At 65.2% G+C, this 24,551-nt stretch carries 11 protein-coding genes; 7 read left to right on the plus strand and 4 right to left on the minus strand.

Annotated elements, in window-relative coordinates:
* Positions 1 to 301: 301 nt before the first annotated feature.
* The gene (locus tag PotMrB4_RS13085; RefSeq protein WP_172433519.1) at positions 302 to 1,306 is read left to right on the plus strand and encodes a GNAT family N-acetyltransferase; all 1,005 of its coding nucleotides are present in this window, start codon (positions 302 to 304) and stop codon (positions 1,304 to 1,306) included.
* Positions 1,307 to 1,772: 466 nt separating this feature from the next.
* On the opposite strand, the gene PotMrB4_RS13090 is transcribed toward PotMrB4_RS13085, so the two are convergent.
* Complete coding sequence (locus tag PotMrB4_RS13090) at positions 1,773 to 2,333, minus strand: RNA polymerase factor sigma-70 (RefSeq protein WP_160481110.1); 561 nt, start codon at positions 2,331 to 2,333, stop codon at positions 1,773 to 1,775.
* Between the two features lie 400 nt (positions 2,334 to 2,733).
* On the opposite strand from PotMrB4_RS13090, the gene PotMrB4_RS13095 reads away from it, so the two are divergent.
* The 4 genes from PotMrB4_RS13095 (at position 2,734) to PotMrB4_RS13110 (ending at position 18,954) form a co-directional block, all read left to right on the plus strand.
* Positions 2,734 to 2,952, plus strand: a complete 219-nt coding sequence (locus PotMrB4_RS13095; protein ID WP_074971319.1) for an MbtH family protein — start codon at positions 2,734 to 2,736, stop codon at positions 2,950 to 2,952.
* Position 2,953: 1 nt separating this feature from the next.
* Positions 2,954 to 3,712 (plus strand): thioesterase II family protein, encoded by a 759-nt coding sequence (locus PotMrB4_RS13100; RefSeq protein ID WP_074971321.1) that lies wholly within the window; start codon positions 2,954 to 2,956, stop codon positions 3,710 to 3,712.
* 84 nt (positions 3,713 to 3,796) lie between these two features.
* Positions 3,797 to 16,819, plus strand: a complete 13,023-nt coding sequence (locus tag PotMrB4_RS13105) for a non-ribosomal peptide synthase/polyketide synthase (RefSeq protein ID WP_172433520.1) — start codon at positions 3,797 to 3,799, stop codon at positions 16,817 to 16,819.
* A 242-nt stretch (positions 16,820 to 17,061) separates the two neighbouring features.
* Positions 17,062 to 18,954: a methyl-accepting chemotaxis protein gene (locus tag PotMrB4_RS13110; protein WP_172433521.1), complete on the plus strand. Its 1,893-nt coding sequence runs from the start codon at positions 17,062 to 17,064 to the stop codon at positions 18,952 to 18,954.
* A gap of 252 nt (positions 18,955 to 19,206) precedes the next feature.
* Here PotMrB4_RS13110 and PotMrB4_RS13115 read toward each other — a convergent pair whose 3' ends face one another.
* Complete coding sequence (locus tag PotMrB4_RS13115) at positions 19,207 to 19,524, minus strand: DUF1484 family protein (RefSeq protein WP_172433522.1); 318 nt, start codon at positions 19,522 to 19,524, stop codon at positions 19,207 to 19,209.
* Between the two features lie 716 nt (positions 19,525 to 20,240).
* Between PotMrB4_RS13115 and PotMrB4_RS13120 the strand changes: the two genes are divergently transcribed.
* Complete coding sequence (locus PotMrB4_RS13120; RefSeq protein ID WP_172433523.1) at positions 20,241 to 20,657, plus strand: hypothetical protein; 417 nt, start codon at positions 20,241 to 20,243, stop codon at positions 20,655 to 20,657.
* A 183-nt stretch (positions 20,658 to 20,840) separates the two neighbouring features.
* Here the strand turns inward: PotMrB4_RS13120 and PotMrB4_RS13125 are convergent.
* Positions 20,841 to 21,694 (minus strand): IS5 family transposase gene (locus PotMrB4_RS13125; RefSeq protein WP_172433524.1). Its coding sequence is split into 2 segments (ribosomal slippage): positions 20,841 to 21,352 and positions 21,352 to 21,694, totalling 855 coding nucleotides; the frame shifts between segments, so codons are not numbered across the junction.
* Positions 21,695 to 22,292: 598 nt separating this feature from the next.
* On the opposite strand from PotMrB4_RS13125, the gene PotMrB4_RS13130 reads away from it, so the two are divergent.
* Entirely contained in the window at positions 22,293 to 23,096 is an 804-nt protein-coding gene (locus tag PotMrB4_RS13130; RefSeq protein WP_172433525.1) for a hypothetical protein, read from the plus strand.
* Between the two features lie 305 nt (positions 23,097 to 23,401).
* Here the strand turns inward: PotMrB4_RS13130 and PotMrB4_RS13135 are convergent, their stop codons facing one another.
* On the minus strand, positions 23,402 to 23,689 hold the full coding sequence (locus tag PotMrB4_RS13135) for a hypothetical protein (protein ID WP_172433526.1): 288 nt from the start codon (positions 23,687 to 23,689) through the stop codon (positions 23,402 to 23,404).
* Positions 23,690 to 24,551 lie beyond the last annotated feature (862 nt).

Here is a 24,551-nt window from a genome sequence, read left to right on the forward strand (position 1 = left end):
CCGGGTTTCAGGGTGGTAAAACCATGCATGCTCGGGGTGTTTTCGAGAGTGCTGGATTGGTTGTTTTCAATAATTATCTGTGGATGTTTTTACACTGTTGCTAATTGATGAGCGTGTTGTTCGGGTGGCGTTGTTTATTACGGTCGAAGTTGTTGTCGAGTGGGCGCAAATGACACTTGATGATTGCCGGCTGCATGTTCGACAGGGGGTGTCCCGAGTGGCCTGACTCAGTGGCCCTGCCTAATTTTCATGTCGTTCGAAGCGTTTCATCAGGGACAGTCAATCACTCGCGAGCCTCACCATGTCCCGACAGCATCCCCTGTCGAGCCTGCCCCTGCCTGGGGGGCGGCGCCTCGACGTCGACGAATCCCAAGACCGCCTGCACCTGCTTCTGGATGGCCAGCCCCTCCTGGAGCTGGCCGCCCAGCCCGGCGAGCAGCCGCTGCTCAAACCCCTGCAGCCTGCGCTGCCCGATGCCGATGCGCTGGGGTGGGCGAGCTACCTGTGGTTCGCCCGTGAGCCTGGGTGCCAGGCGTTGCGCTGGCAGTTGAGCATCGCCCCGGCAGAGGCACTGGCAGAGGGCTGGCTGGTGCCGGCGCAGGAGCCTGGGGTGTTCGTGTGCGAGCGTGGGGTGTTCTGGCAGCGGCCGGCGCCCTGGGTGCAGGCGCAGCCGGTCTACCCGGAGCGGCTGGTGATGAGCGAAGGGCGGCGCCACCCACGGCGGCCGCCCAAACCGAGTGGCGAGGTGTACCGGCGTTTCGACGCGCGGCTGGGGGCCTGGTTCTCCCTGCGCACGCTGGACATCGAGGCTGACCTGGAGCGCTTCAATCGCTGGCAGAACTCACCCCGCGTGCTGGCGTTCTGGCAGGAGGGCGGCAGCCTCGACCATCACCGCGCCTACCTGCAGCGCCTGGCCGACGACCCGCACACCCTGACCCTGGTGGGCTGCTTCGACGACGAGCCGTTCGCCTACTTCGAGGCCTACTGGGCCAAGGAGGACCGCATCGCGCCGTTCTATGCAGTGGACGACTACGACCGGGGCATCCACATGCTGGTGGGAGAGGAACACCATCGCGGGCCGCACAAGGTGGCCGCCTGGCTGGCGGGGCTGACCCACTACCTGTTCCTCGACGACCTGCGCACCCGCCGCGTGGTGGCCGAGCCCCGCGCCGACAACGCGCGGATGATCGGCCACATGCAGGGCCTGGGGTTCTACCGCGAGAAGGAGTTCGACTTCCCCCACAAGCGCGCCGCCCTCATGGCCATCAGCCGCGAGCGCTTCTTCGACCGCTGCACGTTGGCCTGAGCCGCACCCGGGCTGAAGTCCGGGCTACAGCGTGGCGCTACCCGTAGCCCGGACTTCAGTCCGGGAATCCTCCCGATTCAGATCCCCGGCATAAGCCCGGCGACGGGGTAGGGATTGGCGTGGAAGGGGCCTTGCAGCCTGGGAGCGCCATGCCACTCCCGGGCTGAAGCCCGGGCTACAGAGGTGAGGAGTATCCGTAGCCCGGACTTCAGTCCGGGAATCCTCCCGATGCAGATCTCGGACATAAGCCCAGGCGATGGGGGGATTGGCGGGGAAGGGGCCTGGCAGCTGAGGGTTGCGCTATGCCACTCCCGGGCTGAAGCCCGGGCTACAGGGTGGTGCTACCCGTAGCCCGGACTTCAGTCCGGGAATCCTCCCGATGCAGAGCCCGGGCATAAGCCCAGGCGACGGGGTGTGGGTTGGCGGGAAGGAGCGGGGCAGGGAAGCCCCGCGTCAGGCGGGAGGGTCAGGCGATGCGTTCGGGTTGTTCGGCGTCGTTCTGTGCGCGGGTCACCTTGCGGCAGTGCACCAGGGCGTCGCGGATCATGAAGTTGACCAGGGTCGGCGAGACGCCCAGCTCCTTGGCGATGTCCTTCTGCGGCACGCCGTGCAGGCGGTACATCTCGAAGGCATAGCGGGTGCGGGCCGGCAGCTCGCCGAGGGCGTCGGCGATGTGTTCCAGGGTGGCGTAGTTGATGTGCGAAGCCTCGGGCGAGGCGCCTTGCATCACCACCACGTTGAGGCCTTCTTCCTCGGTGCCGGCATAGCGCTGTTCCAGGGCCTGCTTGCGGTAGTGGTCGATGGCCAGGTTGCGCACGATCTGGAACAGGTAGCTGAGCTGGGCCTTGATCGAACTGGTGATCCTCGGCGCCGACTGGAGGCGGAAGAAGGCGTCCTGCACCACGTCTTCGGCCCGGGTCCGGCAGCCGGTCACCCGCATCGCGATCTTCACCAGGATGGAGCGATTGTCGATGAAGACCTGCAGAAGTGGGGAATCAAGCCGGCTTGTTGAGAGTTGATCCGTCATGGAAATCACCTTGCGCATGGGTAGGCATAGGGCCCGGTTACCTGTGGGCTCCCGTTCAGCGGGGTAACAAATTATGACCAATGATAATCATTGTCAAATGCGATAGATAAGCAATTCATATCGAAACGAAGCAGATCACACCGAGGTTTCCAGCGTGTTGCGGGGCCATGACGGAACCGGGACGGCGGTTGTGAAAAAAGAATGTGCGCGGGGCGCTTGAGGGGTAGGAGTGGCTGTAGGACTGGCCTACAGGAGCCGGCCCCTCGCCGTGATGACAGGCGACGCGTCGACCGGGGCCTGAGAGCCCACTCCGGACCGCTAATTATTCCCGTTCGCCATCCGTACTCCTCAGTGCAAGCACGGGCAGGTCGCCCGGCCCAACCCGCATGAGGAGACAGACATGGTGTTCGATCGTGATGACGTGGTGTTCCAGGTGGTCATCAACCACGAGGAGCAGTACTCGATCTGGCCGGACTACAAGGCCATCCCCGCCGGCTGGCGCGCTGCCGGCAAGAGCGGGCTGAAGCAGGAGTGCCTGGCGTACATCGAGGAGCACTGGACCGACATGCGCCCGCTGAGCCTGCGCAAGCAGATGGAACAGGCCAAAGGGGTGGCCTGAGGTGAGCGCGCCGATCAGCCTGCGCCTGTTCTGCCTGCCGTACTCCGGCGCCAGCGCCATGGCCTACAACCGCTGGCGGCGCATCCTGCCCGCCTGGCTGGTGGTGCAGCCGCTGGAACTGCCGGGGCGCGGCATGCGCATGGACGAGTCGCTGCACACCCGCCTCGACACGCTGGTGGCGCAGCTCGCCCGCGAGGTCGCGCCCCAGGTGCAGCAGCCCTACGCGCTGTTCGGCCACAGCCTGGGCGGGCTGCTCGCCTTCGAGCTGGCCCACGCCCTGCGCGAGAAGGGGCTGCCCGAGCCCCTGGCGCTGTTCCCCTCGGCCACCGCCGGCCCGGCCCGGCGCAACGTCGATGACTACCGCGAAGCCAAGAGCGACGCCGAGCTGATCGCCAGGCTGCGCAGCCTCCAGGGCACCCCCGAGGAGGCCCTGGCCAACGAGGAGCTGCTGCGCCTGACGCTGCCTATCCTGCGCGCCGACTTCCTCGTTGCCGGCAGCTACGCCTACCGCCGGCGCGAGCCGTTGCAGGCGCCCATCCACGTGCTCGGCGGCAAGGCCGACGAGCTGCGCGTGGATGAGCTGCTGGACTGGCAGGACGAGACCGCCACCGGCTTCTCCCTCGACCTGTTCGAGGGTCACCACTTCTTCCTCCAGCAACAGGAGGCCGCCGTGCTGCGCACCCTCAAGCGCTACGCCGAGCAGCACCTGCTGCGCCTGCGCGCCCGCACGTCGCGCCAGGTTCCGCTGGCGGCCGGCTGAGCCGCCCGGCGCGGCCGTCGTGCCGGGCGCGCCCCTTCGTTTCAACGAACCCCGAATTCAAGCCGCATCAGGCAGGACGACAACATGATGGACGCCTTCGAACTCCCCAGCACCCTGGTCCAGGCCCTGCAGCGCCGCGCTGCCGAACAGCCGGAACGCCTCGCCTTGCGCTTTCTCGAAGGCGAGGGCGACGGCGTGGTCATCAGCTACCGGGAGCTGGATCGGCGCGCCCGCGTGATCGCCGCCGCCCTGCAGGCGGAAGCGGAGTTCGGCGACCGCGCGGTGCTTCTGTTCGACAGTGGCCCCGATTACGTCGCTGCGTTCTTCGGCTGCCTCTACGCCGGCGTCATCGCCGTGCCCGCCTACCCGCCGGAGTCCGCACGCCGCCATCACCAGCTGCGCCTGCTGTCGATCATCGACGACGCCGAGCCGGCCCTGGTGCTGACCAGCGCCGCCCTGCGCGAACCCCTGCAGCAGCTGAGCACCGACCTGGGCACTGCCGGCCCGGCGCTGCTCTGTGTCGAGGGCCTGCAGGACGAACTGGCCGACGCCTGGTGCGAGCCGGTGCTGGCCGCCGACGACATCACCTTCCTGCAATACACCTCCGGCTCCACCTCGCTGCCCAAGGGCGTGCAGGTGAGCCACGGCAACCTGGTGGCCAACGAGCTGCTGATCCGCCGTGGCTTCGGCATCGGCGCGGACGACGTGATCGTCAGCTGGCTGCCGCTCTATCACGACATGGGCCTGATCGGCGGCCTGCTGCAACCCATCTTCAGCGGCGTGCCCTGCGTGCTCATGTCGCCGCGCTACTTCCTCGAACGCCCGGTGCGCTGGCTGGAGGCCATCGCCCAGTACGGCGGCACCGTCAGCGGCGGCCCCGACTTCGCCTACCGCCTGTGCTGCGAGCGGGTCAGCGCCGCCGCCCTGGCGCGCCTCGACCTCAGCGGCTGGCGCGTGGCCTTCTCCGGCTCCGAGCCGATCCGCCAGGACAGCCTCGAACGCTTCGCCGGCCAGTTCGCCGCCTGCGGCTTCTCCGCCGCCAGCTTCCTCGCCTGCTACGGCCTGGCCGAGGCGACCCTGTTCGTCACCGGCGGCGTGCGCGGCCAGGGCATTCCCGCCCTCGGTGTGGACGGCGCCGCGCTGGCGCAGAACCGCATCGAGCCGGGCGCCGACAGCCTGCTGCTGAGCTGCGGCTTCGGCCAGCCCGGGCACGCGGTGATGATCGTCGAGCCGGCCACCGGCGCCACGCTCGGCGAGAACCAGGTGGGCGAGATCTGGGCCAGCGGCCCGAGCATCGCCCACGGCTACTGGCGCAACCCGGAAGCCACCGCCAAGGCCTTCGTCGACCGTGATGGCGCCAGCTGGCTGCGCACCGGTGACCTGGGCTTTTTGCGCAACGGCGAACTGTTCGTCAGCGGCCGCCTCAAGGACATGCTCATCGTCCGGGGCCACAACCTCTACCCGCAGGACATCGAGCGCACCGTCGAGACTGAGGTCGAGCTGGTGCGCAAGGGGCGCGTCGCCGCCTTCGCCGTGGAACAGGATGGCGAGGAGGGCATCGGCATCGCCGTGGAGATCGGCCGCAGCGTGCAGAAGGCCCATGCGCCGGAAACCCTGATCCGCATGATCCGCCAGGCCGTCGCCGACGCCTGCCAGGAGGCGCCGCGCGTGGTGGTGCTGCTCAACCCCGGCGCCTTGCCCAAGACCTCCAGCGGCAAGCTGCAACGCTCCGCCTGCCGCAGCGGCCTGGAAGACGGCAGCCTCGACGCCTACGCCTGCTTCCCCGATGCCGCCGCCAGCGCCACGCCGGTTGCCAGCAGTGAGGCGGCCGGTGACCTGCAACAGCGCATCGCCGCCCTCTGGGCCGAGCAGTTGCAGGTGCCGGCAGTGCACGCCGACGACAGCTTCTTCCTGCTCGGCGGCAACTCCATCGGCGCCGCCCAGGTGATGGCGCGCCTGCGCGACGAGCTGGGCCTGGAGCTGGAATTGCGCCAGCTCTTCGAGGCCCGCTCCCTGGCTGAATTCACCGCCGCCGTTCAGGCCCAACAGGCCAGCGGTGCACCGCGCCAGGGCGCCATCCCGCGCCTGCCGCGCAACCAGGACCTGCCGCAATCCCCGGCGCAGAACCGCCTTTGGTTCCTCTGGCAGCTGGACCCGCAAGGCGCCGCCTACAACATCCCCGGCGGCCTGCGCCTGCGCGGCGAGCTGGACGAAGGCGCCGTGCTGCGCAGCTTCCAGCAACTGGTGCAGCGCCATGAAGCGCTGCGCACGCGCTTCCTCGAACGCGATGGCGTCGCCCTGCAACGCATCCTGCCGTCCCAGGAGCTGGGCCTCTCGCGTCTCGACCTCAGCCACCTCGACGGCGCCGAGCGCGAGGCCCGCGCCGCCCAGCTGCGCGAAGAGGAAGCCCAGGTGCCCTTCGACCTGGAGCAGGGCCCGCTGCTGCGCCTGACCCTGGTGCGCCTGGATGACGAGCAACACCAGCTGTGGCTGACCCTGCACCACATAGTCGCCGATGGCTGGTCGCTGAACCTGCTGCTGGACGAATTCTCCCGCCTCTACGGCGCCGCCTGCGGTGGCCCGGCGGCGGACCTGGCGCCCTTGCCCCTGGGCTACGCCGACTTCGCCGCCTGGCAGCGCCAGTGGCTGGCCGAGGGCGAGGCCGAGCGCCAGCTGGCCTGGTGGCGCGAGCAACTGGGCGACGAGGCCCCGGCCCTGCAACTGCCCACCGACCGCCCGCGCACCGCCCAGCGCAGCCACGCCGCCGCGCGCCACAGCCTGCGCCTGGACGACGACCTGGCCAAGGCCCTGCGCGCGCTGGCCCAGGCCGAGCATTCGACCCTGTTCATGGTCCTGCTGGCGGCCTTCCAGGGTCTGCTGTTCCGCCTCAGCGGGCAGGCGGACATCCGCGTCGGCGTGCCCGGCGCCAACCGCCAGCGCCTGGAAACCCAGGGCCTGGTCGGCTTCTTCATCAACACCCTGGTGCTGCGTGGCCAGCTCGACGGCCGCCGCACCTTCAGCGCACTGCTGGCCCAGACCCGCGAAGCCACCCTTGGCGCCCAGGCCAATCAGGACCTGCCCTTCGACCGCCTGGTGGACGCCCTCGGCGGCGAGCCGTTCCAGGTCATGTTCAACCACCAGCAGCGCGACCTCTCCGCGCTGCGACGCCTGCCGGGCCTGCTCGCCGACGAACTGCCCTGGCACAGCCGCGAGGCCAAGTTCGACCTGCAACTGCACAGCGAGGAAGACGCCCGTGGCCGCCTGACCCTGGCCTTCGACTACGCCACCGAACTGTTCGACGCCGGCAGCGTGCGCCGCCTGGCCGAGCGCTTCGTCAGCCTGCTGCGCCAGGTAGCCGAGCAGCCTGATCGGGCCCTGGGCGATATCCCGTTGCTGGACGAGGCCGAGCGAAGCCAGCTGGCCGGCTGGGCCCGTGCCCCGCAGCCCGCCGCCAGCCGCTGGCTGCCCGAGCTGCTGGAACGGCAGGCTGCCGCCGACCCGCAGCGCATCGCCCTCAGGTGGGCCGAGGGGCAACTGGACAGCGCCACGCTGCACCGCCGTGCCAACCGCCTGGCCCATCGCCTGCAGGCCCTGGGCGTCGGCCCGGACGTGCCGGTGGCCATCGCCGCCGAGCGCTCGCCCGAGCTGCTGGTGGGCCTGCTCGCCATCATCAAGGCCGGCGGTGCCTATGTGCCGCTGGACGTCAACTACCCCCGCGAACGCCTCGCCTACATGCTGCAGGACTGCGGCGCGCGCCTGCTGCTGACCCAGTCGCACCAGGTGGAGCGCCTGCCCATCCACGAAGGCGTTCGCGTCATCGAGCTGGACCGGGAGGAGGGCGACTGGCCCGACAGCCCGCCGACCGCCGCCGTGCACGGCGACAACCTCGCCTACGTCATCTACACCTCCGGCTCCACCGGCCAGCCCAAGGGCGTCGGCAACACCCACGCCGCCCTGGCCGAACGCCTGGCCTGGATGCAGGCGCAGTACCGCCTGGACGCCAGCGACGTGCTGCTGCAAAAGGCGCCGGTGAGCTTCGACGTTTCCGTCTGGGAATGCTTCTGGCCGTTGGTCACCGAGGCGCGCCTGGTCTTGGCCGCGCCCGGCGAGCACCGCGACCCGCGCCGCCTGGTGCAGCTGGTGCGCGAACACGGCGTGACCACGCTGCACTTCGTGCCGCCGCTGCTGCAGCTGTTCATCGAGGAGGCGGGCGTCAGCGAATGCACCTCCCTGCGCCGCCTGTTCTCCGGTGGCGAGGCGCTGCCCGCGGCCCTGCGCGACCGGGTGCTGGAGCGCCTGCCGGCGGTGCGCCTGGACAACCGCTACGGCCCCACCGAAACCGCCATCAACGTCACCCACTGGCACTGCCGCACCGAGGACGGCGAGCGCTCGCCCATCGGCCAGCCCCTGGGCAACGTGCTCTGCCATGTGCTGGATGCCGAGCTTTCGGCCCTGCCGGTCGGCGTGCCCGGCGAGCTGTGCATCGGTGGCGCGGGTCTCGCCCGTGGCTATCTGGGCCGCGCGGCGCTGACCGCCGAACGCTTCGTGCCCGACCCCTTCGGCGAGCCGGGCGCACGCCTGTACCGCACCGGCGACCGCGCGCGCTGGGGCACTGACGGCGCGCTGGACTACCTCGGCCGCCTCGACAGCCAGGTCAAGCTGCGTGGCTTCCGCGTCGAGCCCGAGGAGATCCGCGCGCGCCTGCTGGCCCTGCCCGGTGTCGGCCAGGCCGTGGTGGTGCTGCGCGACGGCCCCGGCGGCCCGCGCCTGGTGGGCTACTACTGCGCCAACGGCGCCGCCGAAGATGAAACCCGGCAGACCGAGCGCCTGCTGCAGGCCCTGCGTGACGAGCTGCCGGAGTACATGGTGCCGGCGCAACTGATGCGCCTGGAGGCACTGCCCGTCGGCCCCAGCGGCAAGCTGGACCGCCGCGCGTTGCCCGAACCCGCCTGGCAGCAAGCCGAGCACCGCGAGCCGGCCACTGAGCTGGAGCAACGGGTCGCCGCCATCTGGCGCGAGGTGCTGGGCATCCAGCGCATCGGCCTGGACGACGACTTCTTCGCCCTGGGCGGCCACTCGCTGCTGGCCACCCAGATCGTCTCCCGCACCCGCCAGGCCTGCGACGTCGAACTGCCGCTGCGCGCGCTGTTCGAGGCCAGCACCCTGGGCGGCTTCTGCGCCGAGGTGGCGCGCATCCAGGCCAGCGGCCAAGTGGACAGCCAGGGCGTGATCGCCCGCGTCGACCGCAGCCGCCCGGTGCCGCTGTCCTATTCCCAGCAACGCATGTGGTTCCTCTGGCAGCTGGAGCCGGACAGCCCCGCCTACAACGTCGGCGGCCTGGCGCGCCTCAGCGGCCCGCTGGACGTGGCCCGCTTCGAGGCCGCCTTGCAGGCCCTGGTGCAGCGCCACGAAACCCTGCGCACCACCTTCCCCAGCGAGAACGGCGTGCCGCGCCAGCAGGTGGCCGAGCAATCGAACCTGGTCATGGGCTGGGAGGATTTTTCCGCCCTGGATGCCGACACCCGCCAGGCCCGCCTGCAGGCGCTGGCCGATGACGAGGCCCACCGGCCCTTCGACCTGGAGACCGGCCCGCTGCTGCGGGTGGTGATGGTCAAGGGCGGCGAGCGCGAGCACTTCCTCGTGGTGACCCTGCACCACATCGTCACCGAAGGCTGGGCGATGGATATCTTCGCCCGCGAGCTGGGCGCGCTCTACGAGGCCTTCCTCGACGACCGCGAATCGCCCCTGGCGCCCTTGCCGGTGCAGTACCTCGACTACAGCGCCTGGCAGCGCCAATGGCTGGAAGGCGGCGAGCGCCAGCGCCAGCTGGACTACTGGACGGCCCAGCTGGGCCACGAGCACCCGCTGCTGGAGCTGCCGACGGACCGCCCACGCCCGCCGGCCCAGAGCCACCGGGGCGAACTGTACCGCTTCGACCTGCCGGCCGCACTGGCCGAGCGCTTGCGCGCCTTCAACGCGGCCAACGGCCTGACCCTGTTCATGACCATGACCGCCACTCTGGCCGTGCTGCTGCACCGCTACAGCGGCCAGCAGGACCTGCGCATCGGCGCGCCGGTGGCCAACCGCATCCGCCCGGAAAGCGAAGGGCTGATCGGCGCCTTCCTCAACACCCAGGTGCTGCGTTGCCAGCTCGACGGGCAGATGAGCGTCGCCGCGCTGCTGGAGCAGGTGCGCCACACCGTGATCGAGGGCCAGTCGCACCAGGACCTGCCCTTCGACCAGCTCGTCGAGGCCCTGCAGCCGCCGCGCAGCAGTGCCTACAACCCGCTGTTCCAGGTGATGTGCAACGTGCAGCGCTGGGAGTTCCAGCAGACCCGCGAGCTGGCGGGGATGAAGGTCGAGTACATCGCCAACGACGCCCGCGCCACCAAGTTCGACTTGAACCTGGAGGTCACCGACCTCAACCATCGCCTCGGCTGCTGCTTCACCTACAGCTCCGACCTGTTCGACGAGCCGCGCATCGCGCGCATGGCCACCCACCTGTGCAACCTGCTGGAGGCGCTGCTGGGCGACCCCGCACAACGCCTGGCCGAGCTGCCGCTGCTGGGTGAAAGCGAGCGCCTGGCGCAGCTCGAAAGCCTGGGCGAAGAACCCGGCGAGCACCGCCTCGACGGCTGCATCCATCGGCTGTTCGCCGAGCAGGCCGCGCGCACGCCCACGGCGCCGGCCCTGACCTTCGCCGGGGAAACCCTCGACTACGCCACCCTGGACGCCCGCGCCAACCGCCTGGCCCACCTGCTGCGCGAGCGCGGCGTCGGCCCCGAGGTGCGCGTCGGGCTGGCCCTGGAGCGTTCGGCGGCGATGGTGGTCGGCCTGCTGGCCATCCTCAAGGCCGGTGGCGCCTACGTGCCGCTGGACCCGGAATACCCGACCGAACGCCTGCACTACATGATCGAGGACAGCGGCATCGTCCTGCTGCTGGGCCAGGCCGCGCTGTTCGACACCCTCGGCGAGCTGCCGGCCGGCGTGGGCCGCTGGTGCCTGGAAGAGGACGAGGCCGCGCTGGCCGCTTACCCCGCCAGCGCGCCGGTTGACCTCACACGGCCGCCGCACCAGGCGTACCTGATCTATACCTCCGGCTCCACCGGCAAGCCCAAGGGCGTGGCCGTGAGCCACGGCGAGATCGCCATGCACTGCCAGGCGGTTATCCGCCGCTTCGGCATGCGCGCCGACGACTGCGAGCTGCACTTCTATTCCATCAACTTCGACGCCGCCAGCGAGCGCCTGCTGACGCCGCTGCTGTGTGGCGCGCGCCTGGTGCTACGGGCCCAGGGCCAATGGGGCGCCGAGGACATCTGCCAGCTCATCCGCGAGCAGGGCGTCACCATCCTCGGCTTCACCCCCAGCTACGGCAGCCAGCTGGCCCAGTGGCTCGGCGCGCGGGGCGAAACTCTGCCGGTGCGCCTGGTGATCACCGGGGGCGAGGCGCTCACCGCCGAGCACCTGCAACGCATCCGCGCGGGCTTCGTGCCCCAGGCCTTCTTCAACGCCTACGGCCCCACCGAGACGGTGGTGATGCCGCTGGCCGCCCTGGCTCCGGCGCAGCTGGAGGAGGGCGCCGCCAGCGTGCCCATCGGCCGTATGGTCGGCGCGCGGGTGGCCTGCATCCTCGACGCTGATCTCGCCCTGGTGCCTCCGGGTGCCATCGGCGAGCTCTATGTCGGCGGTGCCGGCCTTGCCCGTGGCTACCACCAGCGCCCGGGCCTCACCGCCGAACGCTTCGTGCCCAACCCCTTCGCCATCGATGGCGGGCGCCTGTACCGCACGGGCGACCTGGTGCGCCAGCGTGATGACGGCCAGCTGGAATACCTCGGCCGCATCGACCAGCAGGTGAAGGTGCGCGGCTTCCGCATCGAGCTGGGCGAGATCGAAGCGCGCCTGCTGGAACACCCGGCCGTGCGCGAAACCGTGGTGCTGGCCCTGGACAGCCCCAGCGGCAAGCAGTTGGCCGGCTATGTCGCCTGCGCGGCGGCGGAAGAGGGCGCCGATGCGCAACAGGCGCTGCGCGAAACCCTCAAGGCGCACCTGCGTGCCCAGCTGCCGGAACACATGGTGCCGGCGCACCTGGTGCTGCTCGCCAGCCTGCCGCTGACCCCCAACGGCAAGCTCGACCGCCGCGCCTTGCCGGCGCCGGACCCGGAACACAACCGCCAGCAGTACCTGGCACCGACCAGCGAGCTGGAGCAGAGCCTGGCGGCCATCTGGCGCGAGGTGCTCAACGTCGAGCAGGTCGGGCTCACCGACAACTTCTTCGAGCTGGGTGGCGATTCCATCCTCTCCATCCAGGTGGTCAGCCGTGCCCGCCAGCAGGGCATCCACTTCAGCCCGCGCGACCTGTTCCAGCACCAGACGGTGCAGACCCTGGCCGCCGTCGCCAGCCGCGAGGCGCTGGCCCAGGTGGACCAGGGCCCGGTGACCGGCGCCATGCCGCTGACGCCGATCCAGCACTGGTTCTTCCAGCAGGCGCCGGAAAACGCCGCCCACTGGAACCAGTCGCTGTTGCTGGAAGCCGGCGAACGCCTGGATGCGGGCTACCTGGAGCAGGCCCTGCAAGGCCTGGTGCAGCATCACGACGCCCTGCGCCTGTCCTTCACCCGCGACGGCGACACCTGGCACGCCGAGCACCGCGCACCCGCCAGCGAGGCCGACGGCCTGCTGTGGCAGGCGCAGGTGGGCGATTTCGCCGAGGCCGACACCCTGCTGGCCGACGCCCAGCGCAGCCTCGACCTGGCCCAGGGCCCGCTGCTGCGCGCCTTGCTGCTGGAAGGCCCGGACGGCCGCCAGAAGCTGCTGCTGGCCATCCACCACCTGGTGGTGGACGGCGTCTCCTGGCGCGTGCTGCTGGACGACCTGCAAACCGCCTATCGCCAACTGCAGGCCGGGCAGCCCCTGGCGCTGCCGGCGCGCACCAGTGCCTTCAAGGCCTGGGGCGAACGCCTGGCGGCCTACGCCGGCAGTGAGCCGCTGCGCGAAGAGCTGCCCTGGTGGCAGGCGCAGCTCGGCGGCGACGACGCGCCGCTGCCCTGCGACCGCGATGCCGAGCAGGACCTGGAGCGCGACGCCCAGCGCATCACCCTGCGCCTGGACGCCGAACACACCCGCCAGCTGCTGCAACAGGCGCCGGCCGCCTACCGCACCCGTGTCGACGACCTGCTGCTCACCGCCCTGGCCCGCGTGCTGTGCCGCTGGGCCGCGTGTGACTCGGTGTTGGTGCAACTGGAAGGCCACGGCCGCGAGCCGCTGTTCGACGACATCGACCTCAGCCGCACCGTCGGCTGGTTCACCAGCGCCTACGCGCTGCGTCTGGCCCCGGCCGAGGGGCTCGGCGCAGCCATCAAGGCGATCAAGGAACAGCTGCGCCAGGTGCCCCACAAGGGCCTCGGCTTCGGCGTGCTGCGTTACCTGGCCGACCCGGCCACCCGCGCCGCCATGGCCGCGCTGCCGCCGGCGCGCATCACCTTCAACTACCTGGGCCAGTTCGACGGCAGCTTCGCCGAGGGCGCGCTGCTGCGCCCGCTGGAAGAGAGCGCCGGCCCGGCCCACGACGCCGACGCCACGCTGCCCAACTGGCTGAGCGTGGACGGCCAGGTGTTCGGCGGCGAACTGCTGCTCAACTGGACCTACAGCCAGGCGCGCTACGACCGCGCCACGGTGCAGGGCCTGGGCGAAGCCTTCATTGCCGAGCTGCAGGCGCTCATCGCCCATTGCCTGGAGGAGGGCGCCGGTGGCCCGACGCCGTCGGACTTCCCCCTGGCGCACCTGAGCCAGGAGCAGATCGACCAGTTGCCGGTGCCGGCCGCCGCCATCGACGACATCTACCCGCTGACGCCCATGCAGGAAGGCCTGCTGCTGCACACCCTGCTGGAGCCGGGCACCGGCATCTACTACATGCAGGACCGTTACCGCATCAACAGCGCGCTGGACGTCGAGCGCTTCACCCGCGCCTGGCGCGCGGTGGTGGCGCGGCACGAGGCGCTGCGCGCGTCCTTCGTGTGGAACGCCGGCGAAACCATGCTGCAGGTGATCCACAAGCCCGGCGCCACGGAGGTGGACGTGCTGGACTGGAGCGACCTGCCCGAGGAGGGCCACGAGGAACGCCTGCAGGCGCTGCACCGCACCGAGCGCGAGGCCGGCTTCGACCTGCTGCACCAGCCGCCCTTCCACCTGCGCCTGATCCGCCTGGGCGAGGCGCGCTACTGGTTCATGATGAGCAACCACCACATCCTCATCGACGCCTGGTGCCGTGGCCTGCTGATGAGCGACTTCTTCGAGGTCTACGCCGCCCTGGGCGAGGGCCGCGAGCCGCAGCTGCCCCTGGCGCCGCGCTACCGCGACTATATCGGCTGGCTGCAGCGCCAGGACCTGGGCCAGGCCCGTGCCTGGTGGCAGGGCAACCTGGCGGGCTTCGAGCGCACCACCCACCTGCCCAGCGACCGGCCGATCCTCCGCGAGCACGCCAACGACAGCGGCGGCATGCAGGTGGGCGATCGCATCACCCGCCTGGATGCCGCCGATGGCGCCCGCCTGCGGGAACTGGCGCAGCGTCACCAGCTCACCGTCAACACCCTGGCCCAGGCGGCCTGGGCCCTGGTGCTGGCGCGCTACAGCGGCGAGCGCGACCTGGTCTTCGGCGTCACCGTGGCCGGGCGCCCGGTGGGCATGCCGGAGATGCAGCGCACCGTCGGCCTGTTCATCAACAGCATCGCCCTGCGGGTGAAGCTGCCCGCACCGGGCCAGCGTCTGGGCGTGCGTGACTGGCTGCAGGGGCTGCTGGCCAGCAACCTGGAGCTGCGCGAGCACGAGTACCTGCCGCTGGTGGCCATCCAGGAATGCAGCGAACTGCCCAAGGGCCAGCCGCTGTTCGACAGCCTCTTCGTGTTCGAGAACGCACCGGTGGAAGTCGCAGTGCTGGACCGGGCGCAGAGCCTCTCGGCCAGCTCGGATTCCGGCCGCACCCACACCAACTTCCCGCTCACCGTGGTCTGCTACCCCGGCGACGACCTGGGCCTGCACCTGTCCTACGACCGGCGCTACTTCGAGGAGGTGACCATCGACCGCCTGCTGGGCGAGTTCAAGCGCCTGCTGCTGGCCCTGGGCGAGCACATCGAGGCCGACATGGGCGCGCTGCCGCTGCTGGGCGATGCCGAGCGCGAGCTGCTGCTCAAGGGCGTCAACGACAGTGCCCGCGACTACCCGCTGGAGCAGGGCTACGTGCGCCTGTTCGAGGCCCGCGTCGCCGCGCACCCGCAGCGCATCGCCGCCCGCTGCCTCGACCGCCAGTGGAGCTACGCCGAGCTGAACCGCCACGCCAACCGCCTGGGCCACGCCCTGGGCACCGCCGGCGTCGGCCTCGACCAGCCGGTGGCGCTGCTCGGCGAACGCGGGCTCGACCTGCTGGGCATGATGGTCGGCACCTTCAAGGCCGGCGCCGGCTACCTGCCGCTGGACCCGGCGCTGCCCACCCCGCGCCTGACGCGCATCCTCGAACTCAGCCGCGCCCCGGCGCTGGTGGCCAGCCGTGCCTGCCGCGACCAGGCCATGATGCTGCTGGAGGAGCTCGGCTGCGGCCAACGTCCGCGCCTGCTGGTGTGGGAGGACGTGCTGCAAGGCGCCTGGCCGGAGCAGGACCCGGGTATCCACAGCGGCCCGGGCAATCTGGCCTACGTGATATACACCTCCGGCTCCACCGGCCTGCCCAAGGGCGTGATGGTCGAGCAGGCCGGCATGCTCAACAACCAGCTGAGCAAGGTGCCCTACCTGGCGCTGACCGAGGCGGACGTGATCGCCCAGACGGCCTCGCAGAGCTTCGACATCTCGGTCTGGCAGTTCCTCGCCGCGCCGCTGTTCGGCGCCTGCACCGAGATCGTCCCCAATGCCATCGCCCACGACCCGCTGGCGCTGCTGGCCCATGTGCGCGAGCGTGGCATCACGGTGCTGGAGAGCGTGCCCTCGCTGATCCAGGGCATGCTCGCCGAAGACCGCGCCGTACTCGGCGCCCTGCGCTGGATGCTGCACACCGGGGAGGCCATGCCGCCGGAGCTGGCGCGCCAGTGGCTGCAACGCTACCCACTGGTGGGGCTGGTCAACGCCTATGGCCCGGCCGAATGCTCGGACGACGTGGCCTTCTTCCGCGTCGACGCGGCCTCCACCGAGGGCACCTACCTGCCCATCGGCAGCCCCACCGACAACAACCGCCTGTACCTGCTGGACGACGCCTTCGAGCTGGCGCCCCTGGGCGCCGTGGGCGAACTCTGCGTCGCCGGCACCGGCGTTGGCCGTGGCTATGTCGGCGACCCGCTGCGCACCGCCCAGGCCTTCGTGCCCAACCCCTTCGGCGCGCCGGGCGAACGCCTGTACCGCACCGGCGACCTGGCCCGCCGCCGCGCCGATGGCGTGCTGGAGTACGTCGGCCGCGTCGACCACCAGGTGAAGATCCGTGGCTACCGCATCGAGCTGGGCGAGATCGAAGCCCGCCTGTTCGAGCGCGACGACGTGCGCGACACCGCCGTCAGCGTGCAGGAAGGCCCCACCGGCAAGTACCTGGTGGGCTACCTGGTGCCCAGAGATGCCACGCGCTTCGCCAACGCCGCCTCGCCGGCCAGCCGCCTGGCGGAAGAGGGCGCCTGGTTCGAAGCCATCAAGCAGCAGCTGCGCGGTGACCTGCCGGACTACATGGTGCCGCTGCACTGGCTCGTGCTCGAGCGCCTGCCGCTGAACGCCAACGGCAAGCTCGACCGCAAGGCCCTGCCGCCCCTGGAGTTCGGCCCGCTGCAGGCCCAGGACTACCTGGCCCCACGCAACGAGCTGGAAACCACCCTGGCCGGCATCTGGGCCGAGGTGCTCAAGGTCGAGCGGGTCGGCGTGCGCGACAACTTCTTCGAACTCGGCGGCCACTCCCTGCTCGCCACCCAGATCGCCTCCCGCGTGCAGAAGACCCTGCAACGCAACGTGCCCCTGCGGGCCATGTTCGAGTGCAGCACGGTGGAGGAGCTGGCGAGCTACATCGAATCGCTGGAAGGCAGCGTCGTCACCGAGGAGAAGGCCGCACGGCTGGAGGACCTGATGGCCAGGCTGGAGATGCTGTAACGGCAGCAGGGCACGCGGAGCGGGGAGGGCTCCGCGTGCGTCGGCTGGATGGGCGGGTGCACGGTATTTTCAGAAAATACCTGAACCCCTGCACATAAACGGCTGATAAACCGCTTAAGAAGAACGTGCTAGCGCCGATAGCAAGGGACGGCCCTGCGTCTGTGCCCGGTCGATTGCCGACCGGACGCCGACAACGCCTGTGGCCACCTCATGCCTTTGCACCTTTTTGAGCGAGTTCCTCCATGCGAACCCTGAAATTCAGCCACAAGATCATGGTGGCAGCCTCCCTGGTGGTGATCGCTGCCTTCGCGTCCTTCGCGCTGTACAACGACTACCTGCAGCGGAACGCCATCCGCCAGAACCTTGCCAACTACCTCAACGATGTGGGCCAGGTCTCCACGGGCAACATCCAGCACTGGCTGGTGGGCCGCATGCAATTGCTGGAGAACCTGGCCGAGTCCATCGAGGACGACAGCAGCGAGGCGGCGTTGGCCAAGAGCCTGCAGCACCGCAGCATCGCCTCCGCCTTCCTTTATGCGTACTACGGCCAGGCGAGCGGCACCTACACCCAGTTCCCGCCCAGCGAACTGCCCGCCGGCTACGACCCGCGCCAGCGGCCCTGGTACAAGAAGGCGGCGCAGACCAGCGGCCCCGGCCTGACCGAGCCCTACCTGGCCGCCGATCCGCGCGACGGCCTGCTGATCACCATCACCCGCCCGGTGAACGCCTCGGGCACCCTACAGGGCGTCGTCGGCGGTGACCTCAAGCTGAAGACCGTCGACGAGATCCTCAACTCCTTCGACCTGGGCGGCATGGGCTACGCCTTCCTGGTGGACGACAAGGGCACGGTGCTGGTCCACCCCGACCAGCAGCTGGTCCTGAAGAAGCTGCCGGACCTGTTCGCCGGCACCGCGCCGCGCCTGGAGTCCGCCCTGCAGAGCGTGAGCGACCGCAACGGCGAGGCGCGGATCGTGACCTTCCTGCCGGTAGAAGGGCTGACCGGGGTGCGCTGGTACGTGGGCCTGTCCGTCGACGAGTCCAAGGCCTTCGCCGCCCTGCAGGAGTTCCGCGTTTCCGCGCTGATGTCCACCATCATCGGCGTGGTCGCCATCCTCCTGCTGCTGGGCGGTCTGATCCGCATCCTGCTGCGCCCGCTGCACGTGATGAGCCACGCCATGAGCGGCATCGCCGAGGGCGAGGGCGACCTGACCCAGCGCCTGTCGATCGACTCCCGTGACGAGTTCGGCGAGCTGGCCGATGCCTTCAACCGCTTCGTCGAGCGCATCCACAAATCCATCCGCGAAGTGGCGTCCGCCACGCGCGAGGTGCACGAGCGGGTGAGCACCGTGGTGCAGGCGTCGAACGCCTCCATGACCAACTCCAGCGAACAGGCCGCCCGCACCGACAGCGTGGCCGCCGCCATCAACGAACTGGGCGCTGCCGCCCAGGAGATCGCCCGCAATGCCGCCGACGCCTCGGTGCAGGCCAGCGACGCCCGCCGCGATGCCGAGGAAGGGCAGGGCATGGTCGAGCGCACCCTGGTGGCGATGGGCGAGCTGTCGGAGAAGATCCAGGCGTCCAGCAACCACATCGAAGTGCTCAGCCAGAAGAGCAACGACATCGGCCAGATCCTCGACGTGATCAAGGGCATCTCCGAGCAGACCAACCTGCTGGCGCTCAACGCCGCCATCGAAGCCGCCCGCGCCGGCGAGGCGGGACGCGGCTTCGCCGTGGTGGCCGACGAAGTGCGCAACCTGGCCCAGCGCACCCAGAGCTCGGCGCTGGAGATCCAGCAGATGATCGAACAGCTGCAGAGCGGCGCCCGCGAGGCCGTGGCGACCATGGGCGAAAGCCGCCACTTCAGCGACGACAGCGTGCGCATCGGCGGCCAGGCCGGCGAGAACCTGCGCGGCGTCACCCGCCGCATCGGCGAGATCGACGGCATGAACCAGTCCGTGGCCACCGCCACCGAGGAACAGACCTCGGTGATCGAAAGCCTGAACATGGACATCACCGAGATCAACGTGCTCAACCAGGACGGCGTGCACAACCTGCAGGCCAGCCTGAAGGCCTGTACCGAGCTGGATCAGCAGGTCAGCCGGCTAAAGCAGCTGGTGGATACGTTCAGGATTTGATGGAGCGGTACCGTTCTGCCCTGGGCTGAGTGGATGCCGACTCAACGCGGATAGACATCTGCTGCGCTGTGGTCATGGCCCAGGCCAGAGAACCCTCGCTTGAACCCGTAGGGCGTGACGCGACAGACCGGCTGGGTGCCGGTCTGTCGCTTCGCTGATCAAGCGCGAAACGCTCGGTGCCGCACAGGCCCCGCAGCCCTCAGTAGCTCAAGCCCCTGCAATACCGAAGAAAAGCCGCGTGCCCTGGCGACCCTAGATGACCTGTTCCAGCGTCTCTTCCGCCTGGGTCAGCCCCCGTGCCAGCAGTGACAGCAGGCAATGCAGGTTCGCGCAGTCCGGTTTGTGGGTATCGGCTACGAGCAGCAACCCCAGCAGCAACTCCAGGGCGCCGCTCACCCGAGCCAGTTCGTGGCCGACACCGGGCAGGCGCGCCAGGTCCGTGCGGATGGCATCCAGTTCATCGAGCCGTGTATCGAAGTCATTGGATCGGAGCAGGGCGCTATCGGCGCCGCGCAAAGGTTCGAGGTGGTCTTGCAGATCGTCCAGACGCCTAAGCGTGCAGCTGAGCATGGTGAGACTCCTGAGTTGCAGCGTTCCCCCGATACTCAAACACCATTGGGGCGACCGTCTCCTGGCATGCTCTAGCGCAAGGCATGCTTGAAAGGCTCTGGAATGGGGTTTTCAAGTAGAGTTTGTGGAATTTCAGGGTTCCCTGAATAGCTTCACAAAATCGTCATCGGCCCGATTGACGCTGAGCTGCCGAAGACGTTTTCTACGTCATCTGCCCGGAAGCCGACAGGGTCGTCGGCGAACATTCCACTTCAAGGATGAACATGCCTATCTCCTATGTCGGTTTCCTCAAGACATATATATTTTCCTTGCGGCGTCTTATTGTCGTCTGTTTTTACTGCTCACTTTATAAAAGCAATATTTATAGTTTCAATCCTGCCTCTATGACTAGATTTCATCGAGCGTCATTGCTTTCAGTGGAAGTGGTTTTTTGAAGCTGGCGGGACTTGGGTGTAGGGAGTGGCAGGGGCTGGCTTTTTGAATCATAAAATTGGCAGAGGGTACAAGTAAAATGATCGGGTGGATTGTCTAGATTGCTTGTGTAGATGAGGTGGTTGTTGGTGATGTGTAGTGCTTCAGTTGTTGATGGTTATTATTTGATTAAAGTTTAAAATTGATTTTTAGAGGGTAATGGCTTTAGTTCTGGTATGGGGTGGATTTTACGTGCGTCTTGGGATTTCTCATAGAATGTTTCTGAGTGCCAATGAGGGTTTGCCTTGAATAAATTATTTGGTTTGGCGTTGTTGTTTTCTTGCTTTTCTACGGCAGAAGCTAGTGAGGTTGATGTCTGTGGTGATATAAGGGCGTTGGCGGTTTCGAGGCATCTTGGTGAGCACTCTGTTGAATATTTTCGTAAGGATGATGTTTTAAAGTATCAGATGGTTTTTAGTGGGGAGGCGAAGGTTTTATCCGTTCAGTGTGGCGCGTCAAGTGATGCGGAATGTGAATTCAAGTTTGATTTTGGGGGGAGGGTATTTTTTGATGGGGTCAATTTTAGAGTTATAGAGTTGCAGGGTAAGTATTATTTGATCTACGGCGTTGCTTACACCATGAAGGAGGTGGAGGTTAAAGATTTTAGGGTGGTAGAGGTTCGTCTTAGGGATAACGTAACTGTCTGTGATAAGGGATTATAATGCTTAATTATCGGGAGCTTTCCCAGGCTGGCTATGATGCTTTGGTTCGTCAGTTTGTTCGTCTGACAGAAAGTCTGCATTCGGCAGTTCAAAATGTGGGTGATGGTAAGGCCACTATAGGTTATGGCTATACTTTTAATAAAAGTGATGATGTCAGCATATGGCAGGCTTCTGGCATACAGCTTAGGTTCTGTACGAAAAGTACTGTCGCAGGCATCGCAGCGTGCAAGCCAGCGTGACCATTGCGGCAAAATTTCTGGCGAGCTTGTCGTAACGGGTGCCAATTCTCCGGTTCTCTTTTAGCCAGCCAAACATCCGCTCGATGATGTTCCGCTGCCGGTATTTCGGACGATCAAACAGTTGGGGTAGTCCTGGCTTGGGTTTGCGCTTCATGGTGCGCTGCGGAATCACCGGCTGCATACGGTAGCGGTCGCAGTACTGGCGCAGATGCTCGGCATCGTAACCTTTGTCTGCCAGTAACCAACGGCAGCGCTTACCAGGTCGTCCCGACTTTCCGGGGATACGTACCTGATCTAAGAGTGGCTGAGCATGGTCAATGTCGCTGGCCTGCCCGGGTGACAGCATGAATCGGAGAGGTATCCCGTTGGCATCGCAGATCAAGTGAATCTTGGTGGTTAGGCCGCCTCGGCTACGTCCCAATGCATGATCTACCGGTTCTTCTGGCCCCCCTTTTTCCCGGCGCCAGAAGAGGCTCGGGTTGCACGCACCGCGGTGGAGTCGATCATCCACGTATCCAGGTCGATCAGGCCTTCCTGATTCAACCGGACGTGCAATCGCTCAAGTACTCGGTTAAACGTGCCGTCGTCTCGCCAGTCACGGAACCGTTGATAAACCGTCGACCACGGGCCGAAACGTTCCGGCAGATCACGCCAGGCGGCTCCGGAGCAGAGGATCCAAAAGATGCCGTTGAGCACCAGCCGATCATCACTTTGAGGTCGGCCCATCTTCTGTTCCGGGGCAACCAGATCCTTGATCAACTCCCAGCCCGCATCTCGGAGTTCGTAGCGCCTTGCCATGTGGACCTCCAGCCAATCATGGTGGCGATTCTACCTGTACCGACTTTTTGTACAGAGCCTAGTGCTAAGCATGCTTGGAAAGCTCTGGAATGGTGTTTTCAAGGAGAGTTTGTGGAATTTCAAGGTTCCCTGAACGGTTTCACAAAATCTTCATGGACCCGATTGACGCTGATCTGCCAAAGGCGTTTTCTACGTCATCCCCCCGGAAGCCGGCAGGATCGTCGGCGAGCATTCCGCTTCAAGGATGAGTATGCCTACCCAAACGCTGTCTCCAGTAAGCATCAACACCTACATCGACATCAATTAAGTTGATGTGCTCCGTCTCGTTATTTTTTGTTATGGCTGAGATGTGCTCTGGTGTCGGGTCTATATGTTTTTTGGTTTTTCACGGAGTTACTCCATGGGTTGTTGTGTTGGTGTTGCTTGTGGTTTTAGGTAAGCAACTTATTTATTTTGCGTGTTTTGCTCTGAGCCAGGTGTGATCAAATGATTGTCTGGGAGTTTTATGGGTTGCGTAAAATTTCTGCGAATAAGTTTCTCTGTCTTCTTCTTTTTCGTGCTTGGAGGAGAAGATTCTGTGTTCTCAAAGGAAGATGCCGTGCTGGCTGAGAAGTTCCCCGTGTGCGAAAAAAACGTCCCGGTAGAGTGGATAAGCTGGGAAAGAGCTATTGGTTTTGCAGCGTATTCATTAGTAAGCGGCTCTGGAGGAAAAAGAGACGTTAATGCCGTGGTCTATTTGGATAGGAATTATCCAAAAATTGATTATGGTGGGATTGATCGCGATGAAAATCCATTGACCAAATGGGAGGAGAGTTCAGGGGGAATATCCATTTTGAGAAAAGGGCAGGATGGGATAGAGATTTCGAGTGATCATAAAGATTCTATTCGCTTCTGGAGTTTTTTACCTTTTGAGCGAAATGATGGTGCTCTAGCTTTTAAAAAAGATGGGCGCACTTTGTTGATTTATCGAAATATTTGGGGTTTTGATGAAAGCCTGGCTAACCATTCTAAGGTTGTGTGTTTGGCGTACCCTGGAGGTCTCAAGGCGCTTATCTTGGAAATGCCGCGAACAGTCAATGTATATGGCGAAAAAGAGCTATTGGGCCATTACAAGGATGTTGTTGAGTCACTGTCGGAAGATTCAGAGAAGATCTGGGAGAGCGATTTTAGAAAATCATCTGTCATGGATTTGAATGGCGATGGGGTCGATGATTATCCATCTTTAGGTGTTTACTCCATCAAGGGGGAGTATCGTTCTACTGCCTCTTTTTTGAGGATGACTGATGTGGTCGAAGGATGTACTGATCTTGTTGAGGATTCGTTTTTCATAACTACTGATGGTGGTGATTATTTTTTAAATGGAACTTGCAACTTGAAAAATCTTACACGGAAAGATGGTTAGTACGGTCGCAATAAATTGGCAGTCGGTGGAGGGTTGTACAATTATTGGTCTCCATTGGTTGATGGTGTAGCAGGCACGGATTGGGTCAGTGTTTTTGATGCTTTGGAGTGAATGGAAAATTCTGGTGGGTATGCTGGGCTCAATAATGGTGACTTAGGCATCAATCTTGAGACTAAGCCAGAAGAGGAAGGGGAATTCTCTGGCGCCAATCAAATTTCTCTGGCTGCTGCCTCTGCAATTACGTCTGCAGTGATTGCTCTTCGTACTCGCTGCCTTTTTACGTAGTGATATGCCGGACGTATCTATTAGGGGATGATGCGTTGATTTTTATGATAGACAGGAAGAGTTTTGGCCTTTTGATAGGCCGTTTCACTGTCGTTGCTGTGTTCTTGTTGGTCGTGGCTTGTGGAGAGAAAAAGCCTTCGGCCAATACCCCGGAATACCGCGCAGCACATTGAATCGTCGAGGGTTCCGTAAATTTGATTGAGGTCGCAGGTGATGTATTTCAATTGCCTCCCGGTGCGGATTTCGATGTCTACTCCTATGGCGATATAAAGATGGGAGAGGCCGATAAGTTGATTATGCGGATTCATATGAGTCATGCCATGGAAGGTAAAGATGTTTCCGTGTAAGTAAATGCGGTATCAGTTGTATGGGTGGATATTTTGAAAATGGGTGATCCGCAAGGCAAAACCTATCTTGAGGCTAAAAAGGATAGGTTGGGGGTTCCTGTTGAGCGCAAGTCGCTTGATCTTGTCGAATACCCCTTGAACATGCCGCTATCCGAAGCTGAATACTCAGCTGAGTACATATATGTACCGACCGACGGTGTTTCGGGGAATGGTCGAGAGTTCTTCTGTAGCGTTGCTCGGCCAAAAGACCCTAGTAAAGCGAGAGGTGACTGTCGGGCGTTTTACTACTTGAGTTCGGGTTTGCTGGTTGATGTTCTCTTCGATTACAGAGCGCTTCCGAGTTGGAAGGCGATTGTGGAAGAGGTTCGTCAAACAGTTGAAGGTATTAGACGTTAAAAATTAAAACGCAAGGAGGTGTGTCGTGGGTGCGATTTATCTTGCGGATGAGCAGATCAATCAGATCAAGGCGCTAAAAATTCGAGGGGCCAACGCTCAAGGAAATTACTCGGATATTTATTAGGCGATATCTGCAATTCTCCCAGGTGGCAAAGTTAAACTTTGGCTGGACGGTGCTGCGCTTGCCAATGCCGGTCGGGGTGTTTTTGCGGAGCTAATCAGATCATACAGTCAACGGCAGATGGAGCTTTGCGGTATTCAATACACTGATGCACTTATGCAAGAGGCGTCCAATCGCGTAGCAACCAAGGCGTTGGCAGATATTTTGACTGATGCCCGCCGAGTAGGTGATAACCGTTGGGAATTTCCAACCATTGAAGAAATTGCGAATAAAGACGCTACTGGTGTCCGGTGAGATTGTTTCTTG

The organism is Metapseudomonas otitidis (assembly GCF_011397855.1).
GTDB lineage: Bacteria > Pseudomonadota > Gammaproteobacteria > Pseudomonadales > Pseudomonadaceae > Metapseudomonas > Metapseudomonas otitidis.

Bases quoted from the DNA above. Each gene is read 5' to 3' on its own strand.
- PotMrB4_RS13085 (WP_172433519.1), top strand. From the start codon at position 302: ATGTCCCGACAGCATCCCCTGTCGAGCCTGCCCCTGCCTGGGGGGCGG.
- PotMrB4_RS13090 (WP_160481110.1), bottom strand. From the start codon at position 2,333: ATGACGGATCAACTCTCAACAAGCCGGCTTGATTCCCCACTTCTGCAG.
- PotMrB4_RS13095 (WP_074971319.1), top strand. From the start codon at position 2,734: ATGGTGTTCGATCGTGATGACGTGGTGTTCCAGGTGGTCATCAACCAC.
- PotMrB4_RS13105 (WP_172433520.1), top strand. From the start codon at position 3,797: ATGATGGACGCCTTCGAACTCCCCAGCACCCTGGTCCAGGCCCTGCAG.
- PotMrB4_RS13110 (WP_172433521.1), top strand. From the start codon at position 17,062: ATGCGAACCCTGAAATTCAGCCACAAGATCATGGTGGCAGCCTCCCTG.
- PotMrB4_RS13115 (WP_172433522.1), bottom strand. From the start codon at position 19,524: ATGCTCAGCTGCACGCTTAGGCGTCTGGACGATCTGCAAGACCACCTC.
- PotMrB4_RS13135 (WP_172433526.1), bottom strand. From the start codon at position 23,689: ATGAATCCGCATAATCAACTTATCGGCCTCTCCCATCTTTATATCGCC.